Below are 19,158 nucleotides of genomic sequence, written 5' to 3' on the forward strand. Positions count from 1 at the left end.
GCAAATCAATCCACAGAATGGATTGAATATAAATAAGCATGGAGGGATTTTATGAAGAAACAAATCGCAGCACTAATGTCAGCAGTCATGATCGCCGGCCTACTTGGCGGATGCGGCGGAGGAAGCAAGGCGCCGGAAACTACGAAAGCGGCGGAAACACAGAAAACGGAGGAAACTGGCGGGGGAAACGCTAAAGGGGAATCCAAAGGAGAGGAAAACACAAAAGGAGAGGAAAACGCCAAAGCAGCGGAAACGGAGAACGGGGCGGAAAAGACTGATCCGGGTGATATCGAAAGCTGGATTTTAGAAGATGATACCAATATGAGCGGAACGGTTCGTTTCTGGATGCCCTTTAAAGGGGATGCGGGAATGAATGATATGATCGCGGAGTTTAATAAGACTTATCCCAATATTAAGGTGGAACTGACCAGCTACAGTAATAATGCGGACGGAAATATGAGTGTGAATACAGCCATCATGTCGGGGGAAATCGATGTACTGGGATCATTTGATCTGAATAATACCTATAAAAGATGGAGCAATGACCTATATTTGGATCTGACGGACAAGGTAACTGAAGAAGGAATCAGTCTGGTCGATAACTGGAGCACGGATGTATATCAGTATAATGGCAGGATCTACACATTCCCCTGCGGCGGACTTTCCTATTATGTGTGCATCAATATGAACGCATGGGAAGAGGCTGGGCTCGGTGATATTCCGGAAGAATGGACATGGGACGAATATCTGGAAGCCAGCCGGAAAATGACGAAGAAAGACGGGGAAAACGTGCTGGTCTATGGCGGAACAGACTACCACTCCGTGGACTATTTTACCTATCCGAAACAGCAGGTTTATGGTACGGACCGGTATTATGATGATGAAACAGGGCTGTCCACCTTCGATTCCGATCTGATCGTCAATTCCCTGAAGAGAGAGATCAATGCGGAAAATGTTGAAAAGATCTGGTATCCTAAGTCGGTATACCGTTCCGACAGCATCCAGACACAGCAGACTTATATGTCCGGCCAGGCGGCCAGCGCGGTGAATCCCAATATGATCCGCTTCATCCGTGACAGGGAAAACTATCCGGTGGACTTTAAGACGGCATTTGCTCCATTCCCGGTGGAAGAAAAGGGACAGACCAACTATATGTCGGGAGTTGCAAGCTTCTCTCATGCTGGAATCACTCAGGGATGCAAGGATGAGGCGGCCGCATGGGCCTTCTTAAAATGGTATTCCACTTACGGTTCTAAATATCTGGTGATCGCAGGCCATCAGTCCACCTGGAGAGGAACCGTTGCGGATGATCTGGTATCCCTGATATTTGGGTCAGAAGAAGAAGCGGCGGAACTGATCGATGTGGAATCATTTAAACGCGTAGTGGGAGTTCCAACTAATCCGACGTTTGTGGAGACACAGATGGCAGCCTATACGGATGTGACCAATACGATCAATGAATATGCGATGTACGCGTTTAACGGCGAAATGACCCCGGAAGAGGCCATGAAAGAAGCGGCTGAAATTGCCAATGAAGCCATAAGAAAAGAGCAGCGATGATTGTCTGCCGCCCCTTTCACAAGCAGAGGGGCGGCGGATAACCAGGAAAGGAATGGAAGTTATGAATAAGAAGAAAGAAAATCTGATGGGGTATGCGTTTATCGCCCCGGCGCTGATTGCTTTTCTGACCCTGGTGGCATTTCCGTTTTTCTTTTCTATTTTTTTATCCTTTACCGAATGGAATTTCCTTTCCGGTCTGGATGGAATCAAATGGGTGGGGTTGGAAAACTTTAAAGATCTGGGGAAGGACCGTTTGTTCAAACAGGCGATGATCAATACATTCGTCTACTCTGTTACAACCGTTCCCGTGTCCATCATCATTGCGCTGGTGTTGGCGTATTCGTTAAATGGAAGGGTATTTTTCAAACGGACCCTGAGGCTCTGCTTTTTCATTCCCTATATTTCCAGTGCGGTGGCCCTGGCGGCAGTTTTTAAGTTTCTGTTCCGGGAAGAGGGCGTGATAAATACGGTTCTCATGAATCTGCATATGGTTTCCCAGCCCATAAAGTGGCTGACGGATTCCTCCCTGTGCAGATATCCGATCATAATTCTGCTGATCTGGTCCGCCATTGGATATGAGCTGATCATCTACATGGCGGCAATCCAGAATGTGCCGGTGAACCTTTATGAAGCATCTGAGATCGACGGGGCATCCAGCTGGCAGAAATTCTGGAAGATCACATTTCCCATGATCTCCCCTACCACATTTTATCTGGTAATCGTGCGCCTGATCGCCTCTTTTAAAGTGTTTTCGGCCATCAACATCATGACAACCGGAACCTCGGCCAAGGGAAATACTTCCATGGTTACGGTGATCTATTCGGACGCGTTTGGTTCCTATAAGTTCGGATATGCTTCGGCGGAAGCTGTGGTCCTGTTTGCGATTATCCTTGCTGTCACCCTGTTTAATTTCTGGGGCCAGAAAAAATGGGTTCATTATTAGGGGAGGGACGAGATGAAAAGAAATTATTATATAACAGCTCTGATTAAGACTGTTCTCATCGGGGCTCTCAGCATATTGTTTATTCTGCCTTTAGTCTGGATGATCTGTTCTTCGCTGAAAACCACCAGCGAAGTATTTGCAAGGCCCTATTACTGGCTGCCGAAAGTGGCAAGGTGGGACAACTACGCTGTGGTATGGACGGATGAAAAGGTGAGCATGCTCAGATCCTATTACAATTCCATAAAAATTGTGATTTTCAGCACCATAGGGCAGATTGCCATCGCGTCCATGGCCGCTTATGCGTTTGCGAAAATTAAATTTGCGGGCAAGAATCTGGTGTTTCTGCTGTTTCTGTCTTCCATGATGATCCCGTCCCAGGTTACGATCATCCCCAGGTTTATGCTGTTTAAATCCATGGGACTGTATAATAACCACTGGGCCATCATACTGCCGTCCTGGTTCGGGGCGACGGCCATTTTCATGCTGAGGCAGTTTTATATGGGGCTGCCGGATGATTTGATGGAGGCGGCTAAGATTGACGGGGCCGGACATGTGAGGATTTTCAGCCAGGTGATGCTGCCGCTGACCAAATCCGCCATGGTATCTCTGGTGGTGCTGGCTTTTATCGCCGCATGGAATGAATACATGTCGCCGCTCATTTTCATTACGGACACCCATAAATATACCATTGCCCAGGCCATTCGCTGGTATCTTCTGGATGAACTGCAGCGGTATGAGCTGACCATGGCAAGCGCGACCAGCGCAATTGTTCCGGCAGTGATTTTATTCATTTTCTGCCAGAAATATTTTGTGGAAGGAATTGCGACTGCGGGAGTGAAGGGCTGATGAGGAGGAAATGATATGCTGATTTCAGTGAATTCGGGGCTGCACAGCGCCAGGCCCGGAAAAGAGAGGATTCCCATGGAGGAAGCCCTGGCATTTTTTGCGGATACGGGATTTGAGGCCGTGGATATCAATTTTTCAGCGGTGATCCGTGAAGGAGAGCTGGATCATGAACCTGTTTTGGACGGGGAGAACTGGAGGGAACGGATACAGGGCTTAAAAACCCTGGCTCAGGAGCTGGGACTGGTGATTTCACACAGCCATGCGCCTTTCCAGTTCCGGTATGGTGATAAGGAGGACCCGGACTATGGGTTCTGCCGGGAGATGATGCTCCGGTCTATCGAAGCCACCTCCATTTTAGGGGCGGAATACATTGTGGTGCACCCTGTAGTCAGCGGGGACAAGAAAAAGACGCTGGTGAGGGAAAGCATAGAAGCGCTGGCGGAATATGTGGAGTACGGCAGGGAATTTGGAATAAAGCTGGCGGTTGAAAACATGTCGTGCACCGGCGTGGAAGAACTGCTGGAAATAGCCGGCGGTGTTTCCGGGGCGGTGTGTCTGGACAGCGGACATGCCAATATTTACGGGATGGATTTGTATCAGGCGGTTTTGGAATTGAAAGACAGGCTGAAGGTGCTGCATCTTCACGATAACTTTGGAAAATTGGGGGAAGGCGTCCATTGCGATAAGCATCTGCCGCCTTTCTTCGGAACGATAGACTGGGAAATGTTTGTAAAAGGGCTGAGAGAAGCCGGATATCAGGGGACATTTAATTATGAAGTCAATGTATCGCGGATACCGGAAGAGGCCAGAGAAGGCATGGCGCGCTGCTTAGTCAGCACGGCCAGAGCGCTTCTGGGAACTGGGAGCATTATTTAAGGGACGGCCATCCCAGCCTTGGACGGGCTGTGGCTGTTAAGGTAAAAGAAATGATGGAGGAATAGAGGGGATGAAAGCAAAAGCGGTGCGGCTGCATGGAGCGTCTGATCTCAGGCTGGAGGAATTTGAGCTCCCTGCAATTAAAGAAGATGAAATTTTGGTAAAGGTGATTTCAGACAGCATCTGTATGTCGACTTATAAATGCGCGGTATTGGGAACGGCCCACAAACGGGTTCACGAAGATGTGGCGGACCATCCGGCGATCATGGGCCATGAATTTGCGGGAGTGATTGTGGAAGTGGGGGAGAAACATAAAAGCCGGTTCCAGCCGGGAATGAAGTTCACCCTTCAGCCGGCGCTTAATTATAAAGGGACCATGTGGTCACCTGGATATAGTTATGAATTTTTCGGAGGGGACAGTACATACTGCATCATTCCTCCGGAAGTCATGGAACTGGGATGCCTTTTGGAATATAAAGGCCGGGCCTATTATGAAGCTTCCCTGGCGGAACCCATGTCCTGTTCCATCGGAGCGTTTCACGCCTGTTATCATACGAAAATGGGAGTGTATCAGCATGAGATGGGGATCAGGGAAGGCGGAAAAACGGCGATTCTGGCCGGAGCAGGCCCCATGGGGCTGGGAGCGCTGACTTATGCCCTCCACTGTGACCGAAGGCCGGGGATGATTGTGGTCACGGATATCAACCGGGAACGGCTGGAGCGGGCGGAGGCTCTTTTCCCTGTGGAGGAGGCTGCGAAAGAGGGGATTGAGCTGCATTTTATCGATACTTCCCGGTTGGAAGATGCGGCGGAGTATTTAAAAAAACTGTCAAATGGAGGGTTTGACGATGTGTTCTGTTTTACCCCGGCGGAGGCGCTGGTGGAACTTTCGTCGGACATCCTGGGGCGTGACGGGTGCCTGAATTTCTTTGCCGGACCGACGGACAGCCGGTTTGGCAGCCGGATTAATTTTTACGATGTTCACTATAATTCCACCCATGTTATGGGGACGACAGGCGGGAATACGGATGATATGCTGGAATCCCTGCGGCTGACGGAATCCGGAAAAATCAACCCGGCGGTCATGGTGACCCATGTGGGCGGGCTGGACAGCTGCGCGGAGGCCACGCTGAACCTGCCGAACCTGCCGGGCGGAAAGAAACTCGTCTATACGCAGATCAGCATGCCGATGACGGCGATTGCGGATTTCAGAAAACTGGCGGGGCAGGATAAGCGTTTTGAGAAGCTGGCGGATATTGTGGAGGCGAACCGGAATTTATGGTGTGCTGAGGCGGAGGAGTATCTGTTGGAACATTGGCAGACTGCCACAGTCTGAAGGTATTGTATGTTCATGAAAAGTTTGATAGACTGGATACAGACATAGTCTGAAATGTGATTGAAGAGGACTGGGAGAAAATGGACTTCTGGGGCGGAAGAGAGAAGGGGGAACCATGAAAAAGGAGATTTTATGCTATGGAGATTCCAATACCTGGGGATGCATTCCCAGATGGAAGGATTCAGCGCTGCCGTCGGAGCGGTATGATGAGGAAACCAGATGGCCTTGTGTGATGGCCGCTGAACTGGGGAGCGGTTATCATGTGATAGAGGAAGGCCTTGGCGGAAGAACTACGATTTATGACGATACGGAGGAAATCTATAAGAGGGGGATTGACTATCTGCTGCCCTGTCTCTTAACCCACCGTCCGCTGGATCTGGTGATTATTATGCTGGGAACCAATGATTTGCAGCTTAGAAACCATCGGGAGGCATTTACAGAAGATCAGTTGGGCAAAGGGATCGAAGAATTGGTGAAAGTGGTTAAAAATACGGATAAATGCGGACGGGGCTGCCGTCCGCCGAAAATTTTGCTGTTGGCGCCAATCCCCATCAAACAGGCCAAAGGACGGGTCGGTGTATACGCCCGGTTCGGAGGAGAGGACGGGGAGAAACTATCCCGGCTGTTTCCCAAAGTATATGAACAGATTGCGGAGAAATACGGGTGCGGATTTTTGAATGCCGGGTATTATGCGGAACCGGATGACGGGGATGGAGTGCATTTTTCAAGGGACAGCCATCCCAGGCTCGGACTTGCTGTGGCGGCTAAGGTGAAAGAAATGATGGAGGGTTAGATGCGCCAGCGCCACGGCCGACAGGCCGGGTCTGCCAGCGGGGGCTATGACAGTTATAAAAATAGAACAAAAAATAGAAAAAGGTCAGACTTACCGGTAAAATTTTCAAAAAAGGGCTTGACTATTTTGGCTTGATAGTGTATAAATATCATTGTTGTGTTGATGGGCTATCGCCAAATGGTAAGGCAACGGACTCTGACTCCGTCATTTCAAGGTTCGAATCCTTGTAGCCCAGGTTTAGGGAATCCTGCAGATATTAGATCTGCAGGATTTTTGTTATTTCATGGAAAAATTCGTATCGCGCATTTCTTTCCTGCTTGTAGAAAGTCTGGGCATATAGTAAAATGGACAAAACAGAGATGGCGGAAATGAATTTTCAAACACACTCTAAGGCGGAGGAAAGGCATGGCTACGATTAAGGAGATTGCAGAACTGGCGGGGGTGAGTACGACCACGGTTTCCAACGTGATACACGGGAAGACGAACAAGGTATCCCCGGCCACAATCGAGAAAATCAATACATTGATTAAAGAACTGGGCTATGTCCAGAAGATGGGACTGCGCGTGCTGAATAACGAAAGTTCCCAGTTGATTGCGGTAGTGGTGAATTATCATAAAGAGTTTCGGGATTCCCTGCTGGCTGATCCGTTTTATGGAAAGGTACTGGGGCGGATTGAGGAGCGGATCCGGGAACTTGGATACTATCTGATGATCTATTCGGAGCGGGATGTGGACAAGATCTTTCAAATGGTGGCCAGTTGGGATATTGACGGCGTGATTGTGATGTCCTCCAGCATCAAAAACTGTGAGAAGATTTATCAGCTTACGAAAAAACCAGTGGTTGCTATTGATGCCTATGGGGAACGGGGCGGGATGAAACCGCCGATTGTCAATGTTACCCTGGACGACAGAGAGGGCGGTTATCTGATGGTAAAATATCTGCTGGAGTGCGGCTATGAATGGATCAAGGTCTGCGCCGGACGAGACAGCGGAGTGGATCACCAGAGACTTCTTGGCTGTGAACAGGCCATGGCGGAATGTGCGGGTCAGGGGCAGAAGCTTCAGTTTGTGCCTCTTGGGATGAATGCGGCCAAAAGGCAGGAGAATTATGCCTGGCTGCTGCAGCGGATGAAGCCGGACACAGCGCTGTTTTTCCTCTCTGATTTATATGCTATGGAAGCGATCAGCTTTTTTCATGACCATGGAATCAGGGTTCCGGAGGATTTAGGCGTAGCCGGATTTGACAATATCCAGTATTCCCGTTTCTCTGTGCCGAGACTCACCACCGTAGGCCAGGATGTGGACAAAAAAGCAGAGCTGGCAGTGGAGGAGCTGATGAAACAGATTCATAAAAAAGAAGACGGTCTGGAACAGGATATTCTGCTTCCGGTGACGCTGGTGGCGCGCAAGTCTACCAGTGTCTGCGGTTTAAAGGGAAAAAAACAGTGAAAGCGAAATATGAAAATCATTGCAAAAAGTGCGGGAGAAAATCCTGCGCTTTTTTTGTATGGGTAAGTGCAGGCCGGTCTGGCGTAAAAGTAAGCTGGAATTATCTTAATAAATATACATAATGCACAAAAATATAGCGTATTATTTTGCTGTTTAGATGGTTATCTACATAACCTATTTACACCATGGAATAGGAGTGTTATAGTGGTTTTAAGATAAGTTATGTACATAACCTACTGAATAAAAAAAGAGGAGAAGGAGTAAAACATGAAGCAGATTCTGATAGCTACTCATGGAAAAATGGCATCCGGCATTCGCTATACACTGGAACTGGTTGTCGGGAAGATGGCGGAGATCACCACGCTTGACGCTTACGTGAATCCGGAGGAAGATGTGGAACAGATCCTTCAGGAGTATTTTTCCTGTCATAAAGAAGACCGCGTGTTGGTATTTACAGATTTGAAAGGCGGCAGCGTCAACCAGAAGATGATGCAGTACGCCGGCTGGCCCAATGTAACGCTGATTACCGGAATAAATCTTCCAATTCTGCTTCAGGCAGCTCTGGCAGGTGAGAATGTGACGGACAGCGAACTGGAAGAATGGATCGAGTCATCGAGGAAGGAACTGCAGTTGATTTCATTAAAAGCGGCGGAAGAGAAGATACCTGAGGATATGCCGGCGGCCGCTGCCCAGTCTGAAACCTTCGAACATTCCCAGGCAAAGATTACGGCCTTGCGGGTGGATGACCGGCTGATCCACGGCCAGGTGGCTATGACCTGGACAAAACAGCTCCGTGTGGAAGGCATCATTGTGGCCAATGATGACGCTGCCAATGATTCAACCCAGAAAATGGCGCTGCAGATGGCGGTTCCGGCAGGTATCCGGGTGCTGGTAAAACCAGTTGGCGAGGCGGTCCGGATGCTGAATTATCCTAAGGCTTCCCAAATGCGGATTCTGGTGCTGACCCGGACCATCCGTGACGCCCTTACCATCCGCCAGAACGTAGGAGAAATCGGATTTCTGAACATCGGCAATGTAGGACGGTTTGACGGTATCGACATTTCCAGGAAAAAAGTGCTGACCCCTACCATCATGATAACGCCGGAGGAGACAGAGTGTCTGGAGAAACTGATCGAGCTGGATCCGGATACCTGTATGCAGCAGGTTCCCGGTGACGAACGGAAACTGGTAAAAGATGTGATTGGAAAGTTGAAATAGAAGGAGGAGAATACCATGTTACAGGCATTTTTGGTAGCGCTGGCAGTATTTGTATGTGTCGGCGGGGGAGAATTGATCGGATTTACCATGTTGAACCGTCCCATCGTCATCGGGCCGTTGGTGGGATTGTTTTTTGGGGATTTACATACAGGTGTGATTGTGGGAGCGGCGCTGGAGGCTGTGTTTATGGGTGTGGTCAATATCGGCGGCGCGTCTGCTGCGGAGCCGGGGATCGCTGCCGCGGTGGGAACGGCATTTGCAATTATGCTGGGCAAGGGAACTGAGGTGGCTTTGACTTTGGCTCTGCCCATCGGGATTCTGGGGCTCCAGATCAAGACGGTTCTGTATATTTTTCTGGTAGGTATGTTTGCCAAGAGGTTTGACCTGCTGGCATCCCAAGGTAAACAAAGACAGATTGTGTTTCTCCATTTCGGCCTTTGGGCTGTAAACTGGTTTTTGTATTCCATGGTGGCCTTTCTGGGAATCCTGTTTGGTTCCAATGCGGTTAGCGCGCTGTTAGAGGCAATTCCCGAGGTAGTGATGAATGGACTCACCGTGTGTGGCGGCCTGCTTCCGGCAGTGGGTATGGCAATGTTGATGAAGATGCTGTGGGACAACAAGATCTGTATTTATTATTTTCTGGGCTTTGTGCTGGCGGCATACTTAAATCTCCCGCTGGTGGCTCTGGCAGTGCTCGGCGCTATTATTGCCATCGGAATCGGCATGAATGATTATAAGTTTAACCAGATGGCATCCATGGGAGGCGCAGCGCCGGCCTTACAGGCAGACAGCGCATATGGGTTAGATCAGGAAGAGGAGGAATTTTTCAGATGAGCAGTTTGACAAAATCAATTCCGGCGGAAGAAAGAAAATTATTGAGGAAAGCGTTCTGGCGTTCTTTTACCCTGTATGCGGCGGTTAGTCCTGCAAAGCAGGGAGCAAGCGGCTTCTGTTATGCCATGATGCCGTTTATCAACCGTTTTTATAAGGACAGTGAGGAGAAGAAAAATGAAGCGCTCACAAGAAGCATGTCCTATTTTAACACCACCATTACCTGCTCCACCTTCATTATGGGCCTGGTGGCTTCCATGGAAAAAAAGAACAGCGAGCAGCCGGATTTTGACGCTGGTTCCATAAATGCGGTGAAATCCAGTCTGATGGGGCCGCTTGCGGGAATCGGGGACTCCATTTTCTGGGGCGTGCTGCGGGTCATTGCAGCCGGTATCGCCGTAGGAATGGGAGCAGCCGGCAACGTGCTTGCCCCAATTGTCTTTTTGCTGCTGTTCAATCTTCCGTCCATTCTGGTCAAGTATTATGGAACCTTTCTCGGATATAAGCTGGGATCGGAATATATCCAGAAGGTATACGCCAGTGGGCTGATGAATATTCTGACAAAAGCTGCAAGCACAGTAGGCCTGATTATGGTGGGCGGCATGACAGCCTCCATGGTGACCTTCCATTCGGCATTTGAACTGACCATGGATGGGGAATCAATCCTGAGCCTGCAGCCCATGCTGGACCAGATTTTTGTGGGTCTGGTGCCCCTGGGACTTACGTTGTTTTGCTACTATCTGCTGAAAAAGAAAAATGTCAGCATTACCGTTTTGATTCTTGGAGTGATCGCGCTCAGTATTCTGCTGTCATTTTTGGGAATTGCATAGAAAGAGAGAGAGGAAAATGTAATGAGTGATAAGTGGTGGAAAAATGCGGTGGTTTATCAAATCTATCCAAAAAGTTTCCAGGATTCCAACGGAGATGGTCTTGGCGATCTTTTGGGGGTCATCAGCCGGCTGGATTATCTGAAGGAACTGGGGATTGATGTGATCTGGCTCAGCCCGGTATTTGATTCTCCCCAGGATGACAATGGCTATGATATCCGGGATTATCGGAAAATTTATGATGGGTTTGGGACCAATGAAGATATGGAGCGTTTGATTGCAGAAGCCCATCAGCGTCAGATTAAAATTGTGCTTGATTTGGTAGTGAACCATACCTCCGATGAGCATGTATGGTTTGTGGAGAGCCGGAAGTCGGCGGATAATCCTTACAGTGACTATTATATCTGGAAAGATCCGAAAGCAGACGGCGCGCCGCCTAACAACTGGGGGTCCAGCTTCTGCGGGAGCGCCTGGGAGTACTGCCCAGAGCGGGGACAGTATTATCTTCACTTTTATGGAACCAAGCAGCCGGACTTAAACTGGGAAAACCCAAAACTTCGCCAGGAAGTCTATGATCTGATGACTTTCTGGATGGAGAAAGGGGCGGACGGATGGCGGATGGATGTGATCGCGTCTATCTCCAAAGATCAGGATTTCCCGGATTATGAAGAGGAACCGGGCCGGAAATATTATACCGGAAAATACCATGCCAACGGGCCACGTCTTCATGAATTTATCCAGGAGATGAATAAAGAGGTGTTGTCGAAGTACGACTGTATGACCGTGGGAGAAGCTCCCGGTTCCACGGCGGACGTAGCAAGACTTTTTACGGCTCCGGAGCGGAAAGAACTGGATATGATTTTTACCTTTGAGCATATGAACATTGACCGGGTGCCGGGCTCTGTCAACCGCAAGTGGGCGCTGAAACCCTTCGATCTGCGGGACCTGAAAAGGGTGATGTCCCATTGGCAGACGACCCTTTACGGCAGAGGGTGGAACGCTCTGTATTTTGAAAATCATGACCAGCCCAGAGTCATTTCCAGATGGGGAAATGATAAAGAGTATCGTGAAGTCTGCGCAAAGGCCTACGCTACCGTACTTCATGGAATGCAGGGAACGCCTTATATTTATCAGGGCGAGGAGATCGGCATGACTAATGTGCAGTTTGAGCTGGAAGACTACGAGGACATTGAGGTACGCAACGCTTACCAGGAGCTGGTGATCCGGGATCAGAGCATTTCTGCGGAGGATTTTTTAAAGGCTGTGTGGAATAAAAGCCGGGACAACGCCAGGACTCCGATGCAGTGGGACGACACGGAACAGGCTGGGTTTACCACCGGGAAACCATGGTTTCAGATTGGCGGCCACAGCCGGGAAATCAATGTAAAGAAGGCGCTGGAAGATAAAAATTCGATCTTTTATTACTATCAGAAATTGATTAAACTGCGCCATGAGGAACCGCTTTTGACGGAAGGGGAGTATACGCTTCTTCTGGAAGATGATCCATATATTTTTGCCTATCTCCGCCATACGGATAAGGAGACCTGGCTGGTGGGGGCAAACATGTCGGAAGAAGCACGGTCCATGAAACCTCTTGCTGAATATGGAAAAGGTAAGACGGAATTTTTAATCAGCAATTATGACCGTACGGATCTGGAAGGCAGTTTCCGGCCTTACGAGGCATTTATGGTGAGGGTGGAAACTAATTGAGAGAACCGGGATTCTTTGTTCTTGGGTTTGCGCCAAACGTTTGCATAAAAACCCATAGCAAATTTACCAATATTATGGTAAAATACTTTCATTATCATCAGGAAGATGAATTCAGTACCACGAAGGGAAACACACCGTAACAGGTGTGCTGCTTTCGTGGTTTTTTTGTTCCTTTTATTAGCAATGTTTGCTGTAGCAATCGAGGGAAAAACGTGTAGAAGCGTGAGCGGGTTTGAAGGACAGCAAGTTTCAAACACACTCTGACGGAAAAGACATCAGGAGGATGATACTATGAGATTAAGAAGAAAAACAGCGGTTTTGCTGGGCGCAGCTTTTATAACGGTTTTAGCGGCAGGATGCGCTGGAAAGAATGCGTCGGCGCCGGCTGAAAAGACAGCGGTCCAGGAAAACACACAGGCCGGCAAAGATCAGAATACGGCAGCGGAAACAGGCGGGGCGGAAGCAAAAGAAACAAAAGAATCAAAGAAATCCAAAGAATCTAAAGAGACAGAAGGCTATCTGGTTGATACCCTGAAACTGGAAGGCGGTACGGACTGGGGAGCGCCCAGCCCATTTTTAAACGCATCCAGAGGGCCTGGCACGGCCAAGATGAATCTGGTATTCGCCAGTCTGATCGATGAAGATGAGAACGGGGATATCCCTTGGCTGGCAGAATCATGGACGATTGAGGGCAATGACTATACATTTACCTTATATCCGGATACCGCGTTCCATGACGGCGAACCGCTCACAACGGAAGATGTGGCCTTTTCCATTGACTATTATAAAGAACATACTCCGGTTTCCAATTATCTGGGTACAGGAGACAGCTTTATTGTAGATCATTACAGCATTGTGGATGACCGCACCATCACGATCACAGTGAAAGAATCCATGGCGGATACGCTTACCAATGTAGGTTCATTTGTGATCATCCCCAAACATGTATGGGAAAAGGTGGAAGATCCCAATACCTACACGGGAGACGGCTATCTGACCGGAAGCGGGGCTTATATGTGCACCGCATATGACGGGGCGACGGGAAGCTATGAACTTACCGCGTTTGATGGGTTTAAAGGCGGGAAACCGGCCGCCGGACGGGTGCTTTTTGTTCCTGTCAGCGATCCTCTGCTGGCATTTGAAAACGGGGAGATCGACATCACTTCCATGCCTGCTGATTTAAAGGACCGGTATGCCGGGGATTCTTCCATCGGAATTGTGGAAAAGGCCAACGATATGGGATATAAACTGTTAATAAACTTTGAAAAATGTCCTGATTTCCTGGATACCGGCCTGAGAAAAGCCCTTTATGCGGCCCTTGACCGCCAGGCTGTGGTGGATAAGGTATTCAGAGGTGCGGGAAGCGTGGGAAGCGCCGGTTATGTGCCTGAGGGAAGTATTTATTACAATGATAAATGCGTCCGGTATGAGTATGATCCGGAAACCGCAAAGGCGGCCTTTGACGGTAAAGGGATTGAAGTGACCCTGCTTGCCGCCGACAGCGGGGACGATGTGGCCATAGCGGAACTGATCAAGCTGAACCTGGAAGCGGCTGGCGTGAAAGTGAATGTGGCCGCTTATGATTCCGCCACACGGGACGATATGGTAAATGGCGGTGATTACGAATTGGCTCTGGTAGGAAACGGCGGCTGGGGCAACAATCCGCCTAAATATATGAGAACAATTTTTTCGGATAAATCCAAGAATCAGGGCGGCAATCCCCATTCCATGGGCCCCATCGGCTACAGCAATGAGGAAATCACAAAACTGGCGGAAGACCAGATGTACGAAGTGGATTTCGAAGCCAGAAAGCAGATGTTTAAAGACCTGGAAGCCCTTGTCAGTGAAGAAGTTCCTCTGATTGTGGTTGCCAATAAGTCTTCTTATTCCATGTACAGAAAGGATTACTTTGACGGATGGATGAAGACGTATGCCTATCAGCAGGCGGAACAAAACCGTCTTTCTTTTATGGAACGTTAGAGGATGTTTGAATCATGAAAAAGCGGGCAGTGCTGTTTATTGTTTCATTTTTGGTTATTTACATATTTAATTTCTTTATTCCCCGCCTGATGCCGGGAGACCCTTTTGTCTATACCTCTTCCGTGGCGGGGGAGGATATGAACGTGGAGTTTTCAAAAGAGCAGATTGAGGAAATGCGCAGCTATTACGGCATGGATAAACCGCTTGGAATCCAGTTTGCGGATACGGTTAAAAAGAATCTGACAGGCGATCTGGGACTGAGCATTCACTATAAAAAACCGGTGGCAGATGTGTTAAAAGAGCGTCTGCCCTGGAGCATTTCCATAATGGGAGCAGCCCTGATCCTGAGTTTGATGATCGGAACCGGGCTGGCCCTTTTCGGCATGCAGAGGACCCATTTTGATAAGGCCGTCTATAAGCTTTTGTCAGCGCTTACGGAGATTCCGGCATTCCTTATAGGACTTTTGCTGCTGTTTCTGATCGCGTCCAGGGTTTCCTGGATTCCTCTTTCGGGAGGGGCGGTCCCTTTTGCCCGCTATGAAAGCGTTCTGGAAAAAGGGGCGGATTTATTGGTGCATGCCCTTCTTCCGGTGTTGTCATTGGTGATCGTTATGACGCCCAGGTTTTATTTTACGGCCAGGGCCAGCTTCCTGGAGGTGATGTCCAAGCCCTATCTTCTCAACGCCAGGGCAAAAGGCTTAAAGGAGAGGAGAATCAGGTGGAAATACATCTTTAAAAACGGCATGACGCCGGTGGTGGCCCGGTTTTTCCTCAGCGTGGGAACCGCTGTGGGGGGCACCCTTCTGGTGGAAAATGTTTTTGCGTATCCGGGGCTGGGAATTGTGATGCGGGAGGCGGTGCGCTACCGGGATTATGTGATGATTCAGGGATTTTTCCTTTTATCAGCAGCAATCGTGCTGGCCAGCCTGTTTCTGGCTGATGTGATAAATGCGGGTGCGGACAGGGAGGAACGGATGTGAAACGGATCAGGAGATATTTGATTATGCTGGCTGTTTTGGCGGCGGCCTGCCTGTATGGCCTCACACTGTACCCCCACAGCCCGGTCATCCCTTCGGGCGGCTCCTTAGAAGCTCCGTCGGCCCTGCATCTTTTGGGGACGGACAATCTGGGGATTGATATATTTGCCCAGATATCCAAGGGATTTTACCTGAGCATGATGACAGGGGTGATAACGGCTTGTATTTCATTTCTGGCCGGAGGAATCCTTGGGGTGCTGTCAGGATACCGGGGCGGCAGAACGGACTGGGTCATTTCTTTTATGATCAATGTATTCCTCTCTGTTCCCCAGCTTCCAATTATGATTGTGATTGGGGCGTTCTGGGGGCAGAGTATCTGGAATATTATCTGGATTATCTCTGCATTTTCCTGGGCGCCCATCGCCAAACAGGTGAGGGCCAAGGTGATGTCGGTGAGAAAGAGGGAATACACCCTTTTGGCGAAGAGCTATGGGGCGGGGCCCTGGTATCTTGTGAGGAAACATATGCTGGGGGAGGTATTTCCTCTTCTGCTGGTCAATTCCATCGCTGTGACAGGAAAGACCATTGTCCAGGAATCGTCTCTGGCCTACCTGGGGCTTTCCGATCCGCTGGCCAAGTCGTGGGGGCTGATGATACAGAAGGCGGCTTCCTTTTCGGGAATCTATTTTACGGAGTACTGGAAGTGGTGGCTGGTTCCGCCGGTAGCAATGCTGGTGGCTACCATTTTATGCCTGCGGCTTCTCTCCCAGGCGGCTGAGAACTATTTGTTGGAGGAAAGAAATTGAATAATAACGTGAATGAATGGACCGGCGCTTCCGGGAACGAAGTTTTGAATGTAGACCGGCTGGAGGTTTCTTATCCGGGCTTTACCCTGGGCCCCTGTTCTTTCCAAATGAAAGAGGGGGAAATCCTGGCGGTGGCGGGGGAATCGGGCAGCGGCAAGACCACCCTGGCCCGGGCTTTAGCCTGTCTGCTGGAAGGGGACTTTAGGATGTCGGGAGAGGTTGTCACAGCCGGATATTGCGTATATAATATGAAAGAGAAAGAACGGAAGAAGATCAGGATGGAGGCATTTTCCATCGTGTTCCAGAATTCGGGGGAATGGCTGAATCCGTCCATGAAGCTGAAGGAACAACTGGCCGAGACTTTAATCAAGAAATTCCCCAAAGAAATGCACCGGGAGAAAATGGAACATCTGATGGAACTGACGGGGCTGGACCCCGGGGATTTGGAACGGTATCCGGGGGAATTGTCGGGCGGGATGGCCCAGAAATTTCTGCTGGCCAATGCCATGGCGCTGACGCCCAGGCTTGTGATCCTGGATGAACCCACCAGCTCTATGGACGCCAAATCCAGGAAGGCATTTATGGAGATGATCAGGATGATGAATGAACGGTATCACACCGCATTTTTGCTGATCACCCATGATCTGCGTCTGGCAAAAGAACTGAGCAGCCGGATTTTGATCTTATACGGCGGAACGGTGGAGGAGATGGGGGATACGGCTCATGTGCTGAACCGGCCAAAACATCCCTACACCCAGGGGCTGATCCGCTCTTCCATGGATATCAATCTGGTTAGGGATATATGGGGAATCCGTCCGGCGGGGGAGGAGCCGGGGGGCGGGTGTCCGTTTGCCGCCAGGTGCAGCCAGAGGCTGGAAACCTGCAAGACGGAAAAACCGCAGCTTACCCAGTGGAAGGAAGGGCATTATGTGGCCTGTAACCGGGGCGGAATCGTCACCCTTCTGGAGGCGGAGCACATCAGAAAAAGGTTTGGAAAACAGGAAGTGATTAAGGATGCCGGGCTTGAAATCGGACATGGAGAATTCGTTTCACTGGTTGGAAAGTCCGGGGTGGGAAAAACCACATTTTCCAGAATCCTGGGGGGATTTTCCGATGAGTTTGAAGGGCAGATCCTGTTTGAGGGAAAGCCTGTGGATTATGGAAAGCTGCACCGCATGAAACATGGGCTTCAGATGGTGTTTCAGGACAGCAACGCTTCCATGAATCCCGGGATGACCGTGTTGGAGGCAGTGGGAGAGCCGCTGTTCTTATCCGGGCAGCCAGAGATCCGGGATGCGGTTAGGAAGGCCCTCAGGGAAGTGGGCCTGCCAGACCATGATGATTTTTTGAAAATGAAAATAAGAAAGCTGTCCGGAGGCCAGAAGCAGAGAGCCGCAGTGGCCCGGGCCCTGACCATGAAACCGTCCCTTTTGATAGCGGATGAACCAACGTCTATGCTGGATCCTTCCAGCAAGGCCAATGTGCTCAGGCTTTTAAAGGGCCTGCAGAACCAAATGGGATTCAGCATGCTGATGGTGACCCATGACCTGGCCTGCGCGGCCAAGGTGTCTGACCGGATCTATCTGCTGAAAGACGGAAAACTGAGGCCTTTTGAACCGGTAGTGGATAATATAGAGTGCAGTATTTACCAGATGGAGGAGTTTGAATGATGAGAGATGAGAATAGAGAGTTATGGAACAAATGCGCCCAGTTTCACGGCCACGTGTGCGGGGGCTTAACCATCGGCTACAAAGCGGCCTTATATGCCATGGATCTGTTAAAACTGGATTTTTCGGAAGATGAGGAAGTGGTGTGCATTTCAGAAAATGACGCCTGCGGGGTGGACGCGATTCAGGTGATATTAGGATGCAGCATCGGCAAAGGCAATCTGCTGTTCCATATGAGGGGAAAACAGGCATTTTCGTTCTATAACAGAAAGACCGGAGAAGCCGTCCGCCTGGTGCTGAAGGAACGCCCTAAATTCCAGTCAAAGGAGGAATCTTTTCAGTTTCTTCAGGCCAGTGATCCAAAAGATTTATTTACAGTGAAGCAGCCGTCTTACCAGTTACCGGAACGGGCCAGGCTGTTCCAGTCCTACACCTGTGACTGCTGTGGAGAAATGACCGCCGAGCACATGCTCCGCCTTCAGGGAGATCAGAAGCTCTGCCTGGACTGTTATGCTGCTTATGACCGTTTTAACGTCTGATTGGAGGGGAAAATGACCGGTTTAAATCAATTTTTTCAAGAAAACCCTAAGGCAGCCCTGGGATTTTCCGGTGGAGTGGATTCTTCTTATCTTTTGTACGCCGGGATTCATTATGGCGCAGAGATACGGCCTTATTATATTAAAACTGCGTTTCAGCCCCAGTTTGAATTTGAGGATGCAAAACGGCTTTGTGCCGGGCTGGGGGTGGAGATGACCGTAATTGAGCTGGACATCCTGTCCCATGAGACGGTGGCCGGCAATCCGGCGGACCGGTGCTATTACTGCAAATCAGAGCTGTTCGGCGCGCTTAAAAAGCGGGCGTTTGAGGACGGATACCGGGTTCTGATCGACGGAACCAACGCGTCCGATGATGCGGGGGACCGGCCGGGGATGCGGGCTTTGAAGGAGATGGAAGTGCGGTCGCCTCTCAGAGAGTGTGGGATTACCAAAGCGGAAGTGAGGCGCCTTTCGAAAGAAGCAGGGCTTTTTACCTGGAACAAACCGGCATATGCCTGCCTCGCCACCAGAATACCGGCAGGAAAGAGGATTTCGGAAGAGATGCTGACGAAGGTGGAAATGGCGGAAAACGCTTTATTCGACCTGGGATTTACGGATTTCAGAGTGCGCGTTTTAGATGGAATGGCCCGAATCCAGGTCCCGGAGGACCAGATGGGAAAAATGTTTGAACTGCGGGAAAAGGTCTGTAAAGAGGTAGGAGCGTATTTTGGCGCGGTGATGCTGGATATGGCCGGAAGAAGGCCGGGAGATTAAGGGACGTTAAACAGAATGGATGGAGGTAA

17 protein-coding genes and 1 tRNA gene are annotated in these 19,158 nt (G+C 49.7%); all 18 read left to right on the top strand.

Annotation, left to right across the window (positions count from 1 at the left end; genetic code table 11):
• The first annotated feature begins 51 nt into the window (after positions 1–51).
• The 18 genes from GPL15_RS04200 to larE all read left to right on the top strand — a co-directional run bounded on the left by GPL15_RS04200 (position 52) and on the right by larE (position 19,129).
• On the top strand, positions 52–1,560 hold the full coding sequence (locus GPL15_RS04200; protein WP_215696331.1) for an extracellular solute-binding protein: 1,509 nt from the start codon (positions 52–54) through the stop codon (positions 1,558–1,560).
• Between the two features lie 61 nt (positions 1,561–1,621).
• The gene (locus tag GPL15_RS04205) at positions 1,622–2,503 is read left to right on the top strand and encodes a sugar ABC transporter permease (protein WP_215696333.1); all 882 of its coding nucleotides are present in this window, start codon (positions 1,622–1,624) and stop codon (positions 2,501–2,503) included.
• A 12-nt stretch (positions 2,504–2,515) separates the two neighbouring features.
• Entirely contained in the window at positions 2,516–3,349 is an 834-nt protein-coding gene (locus tag GPL15_RS04210; RefSeq protein WP_215696335.1) for a carbohydrate ABC transporter permease, read from the top strand.
• Between the two features lie 15 nt (positions 3,350–3,364).
• The gene (locus GPL15_RS04215) at positions 3,365–4,225 is read left to right on the top strand and encodes a sugar phosphate isomerase/epimerase family protein (RefSeq protein WP_215696337.1); all 861 of its coding nucleotides are present in this window, start codon (positions 3,365–3,367) and stop codon (positions 4,223–4,225) included.
• Between the two features lie 70 nt (positions 4,226–4,295).
• A complete protein-coding gene (locus tag GPL15_RS04220; RefSeq protein ID WP_215696339.1) occupies positions 4,296–5,561 on the top strand; it encodes a zinc-binding dehydrogenase in 1,266 nt (421 codons plus the stop codon).
• Between the two features lie 115 nt (positions 5,562–5,676).
• Positions 5,677–6,354 (top strand): GDSL-type esterase/lipase family protein, encoded by a 678-nt coding sequence (locus tag GPL15_RS04225; protein WP_215696340.1) that lies wholly within the window; start codon positions 5,677–5,679, stop codon positions 6,352–6,354.
• Between the two features lie 163 nt (positions 6,355–6,517).
• Positions 6,518–6,589: transfer RNA gene (locus tag GPL15_RS04230), tRNA-Gln, on the top strand.
• A gap of 170 nt (positions 6,590–6,759) precedes the next feature.
• Positions 6,760–7,803, top strand: a complete 1,044-nt coding sequence (locus GPL15_RS04235; protein WP_215696341.1) for a LacI family DNA-binding transcriptional regulator — start codon at positions 6,760–6,762, stop codon at positions 7,801–7,803.
• A gap of 267 nt (positions 7,804–8,070) precedes the next feature.
• Entirely contained in the window at positions 8,071–9,021 is a 951-nt protein-coding gene (locus GPL15_RS04240) for a PTS mannose/fructose/sorbose transporter subunit IIAB (RefSeq protein ID WP_215696342.1), read from the top strand.
• 15 nt (positions 9,022–9,036) lie between these two features.
• On the top strand, positions 9,037–9,855 hold the full coding sequence (locus tag GPL15_RS04245) for a PTS sugar transporter subunit IIC (RefSeq protein ID WP_215696343.1): 819 nt from the start codon (positions 9,037–9,039) through the stop codon (positions 9,853–9,855).
• The gene (locus GPL15_RS04250; RefSeq protein WP_215696344.1) at positions 9,852–10,682 is read left to right on the top strand and encodes a PTS system mannose/fructose/sorbose family transporter subunit IID; all 831 of its coding nucleotides are present in this window, start codon (positions 9,852–9,854) and stop codon (positions 10,680–10,682) included. The genes GPL15_RS04245 and GPL15_RS04250 overlap by 4 nt, the downstream gene beginning before the upstream one ends.
• A gap of 21 nt (positions 10,683–10,703) precedes the next feature.
• Entirely contained in the window at positions 10,704–12,389 is a 1,686-nt protein-coding gene (locus GPL15_RS04255; protein ID WP_215696345.1) for an alpha-glucosidase, read from the top strand.
• Between the two features lie 291 nt (positions 12,390–12,680).
• Positions 12,681–14,369 carry an ABC transporter substrate-binding protein gene (locus GPL15_RS04260; protein ID WP_215696347.1) on the top strand — a complete coding sequence of 563 codons (1,689 nt, stop codon included), beginning with the start codon at positions 12,681–12,683 and terminating at the stop codon, positions 14,367–14,369.
• A 14-nt stretch (positions 14,370–14,383) separates the two neighbouring features.
• Positions 14,384–15,349 carry an ABC transporter permease gene (locus GPL15_RS04265; RefSeq protein WP_215696348.1) on the top strand — a complete coding sequence of 322 codons (966 nt, stop codon included), beginning with the start codon at positions 14,384–14,386 and terminating at the stop codon, positions 15,347–15,349.
• The gene (locus tag GPL15_RS04270; RefSeq protein WP_215696350.1) at positions 15,346–16,152 is read left to right on the top strand and encodes an ABC transporter permease; all 807 of its coding nucleotides are present in this window, start codon (positions 15,346–15,348) and stop codon (positions 16,150–16,152) included. The genes GPL15_RS04265 and GPL15_RS04270 overlap by 4 nt, the downstream gene beginning before the upstream one ends.
• A complete protein-coding gene (locus tag GPL15_RS04275) occupies positions 16,149–17,822 on the top strand; it encodes an oligopeptide/dipeptide ABC transporter ATP-binding protein (RefSeq protein WP_252198087.1) in 1,674 nt (557 codons plus the stop codon). Before GPL15_RS04270 ends, GPL15_RS04275 begins: the two co-directional genes overlap by 4 nt.
• A complete protein-coding gene (locus GPL15_RS04280) occupies positions 17,819–18,358 on the top strand; it encodes an FmdE family protein (protein WP_215696351.1) in 540 nt (179 codons plus the stop codon). Before GPL15_RS04275 ends, GPL15_RS04280 begins: the two co-directional genes overlap by 4 nt.
• Positions 18,359–18,370: 12 nt before the next feature.
• Positions 18,371–19,129: an ATP-dependent sacrificial sulfur transferase LarE gene (larE, locus tag GPL15_RS04285; RefSeq protein WP_215696353.1), complete on the top strand. Its 759-nt coding sequence runs from the start codon at positions 18,371–18,373 to the stop codon at positions 19,127–19,129.
• Positions 19,130–19,158: the final 29 nt, after the last annotated feature.

It is taken from the genome of Clostridium sp. MCC353, assembly GCF_018785315.1.
Lineage (GTDB): Bacteria > Bacillota > Clostridia > Lachnospirales > Lachnospiraceae > CHH4-2.

Bases quoted from the DNA above. Each gene is read 5' to 3' on its own strand.
- GPL15_RS04200 (WP_215696331.1), top strand. From the start codon at position 52: ATGAAGAAACAAATCGCAGCACTAATGTCAGCAGTCATGATCGCCGGC.
- GPL15_RS04205 (WP_215696333.1), top strand. From the start codon at position 1,622: ATGAATAAGAAGAAAGAAAATCTGATGGGGTATGCGTTTATCGCCCCG.
- GPL15_RS04210 (WP_215696335.1), top strand. From the start codon at position 2,516: ATGAAAAGAAATTATTATATAACAGCTCTGATTAAGACTGTTCTCATC.
- GPL15_RS04215 (WP_215696337.1), top strand. From the start codon at position 3,365: ATGCTGATTTCAGTGAATTCGGGGCTGCACAGCGCCAGGCCCGGAAAA.
- GPL15_RS04220 (WP_215696339.1), top strand. From the start codon at position 4,296: ATGAAAGCAAAAGCGGTGCGGCTGCATGGAGCGTCTGATCTCAGGCTG.
- GPL15_RS04225 (WP_215696340.1), top strand. From the start codon at position 5,677: ATGAAAAAGGAGATTTTATGCTATGGAGATTCCAATACCTGGGGATGC.
- GPL15_RS04235 (WP_215696341.1), top strand. From the start codon at position 6,760: ATGGCTACGATTAAGGAGATTGCAGAACTGGCGGGGGTGAGTACGACC.
- GPL15_RS04240 (WP_215696342.1), top strand. From the start codon at position 8,071: ATGAAGCAGATTCTGATAGCTACTCATGGAAAAATGGCATCCGGCATT.
- GPL15_RS04245 (WP_215696343.1), top strand. From the start codon at position 9,037: ATGTTACAGGCATTTTTGGTAGCGCTGGCAGTATTTGTATGTGTCGGC.
- GPL15_RS04250 (WP_215696344.1), top strand. From the start codon at position 9,852: ATGAGCAGTTTGACAAAATCAATTCCGGCGGAAGAAAGAAAATTATTG.
- GPL15_RS04255 (WP_215696345.1), top strand. From the start codon at position 10,704: ATGAGTGATAAGTGGTGGAAAAATGCGGTGGTTTATCAAATCTATCCA.
- GPL15_RS04260 (WP_215696347.1), top strand. From the start codon at position 12,681: ATGAGATTAAGAAGAAAAACAGCGGTTTTGCTGGGCGCAGCTTTTATA.
- GPL15_RS04265 (WP_215696348.1), top strand. From the start codon at position 14,384: ATGAAAAAGCGGGCAGTGCTGTTTATTGTTTCATTTTTGGTTATTTAC.
- GPL15_RS04280 (WP_215696351.1), top strand. From the start codon at position 17,819: ATGATGAGAGATGAGAATAGAGAGTTATGGAACAAATGCGCCCAGTTT.
- larE (WP_215696353.1), top strand. From the start codon at position 18,371: ATGACCGGTTTAAATCAATTTTTTCAAGAAAACCCTAAGGCAGCCCTG.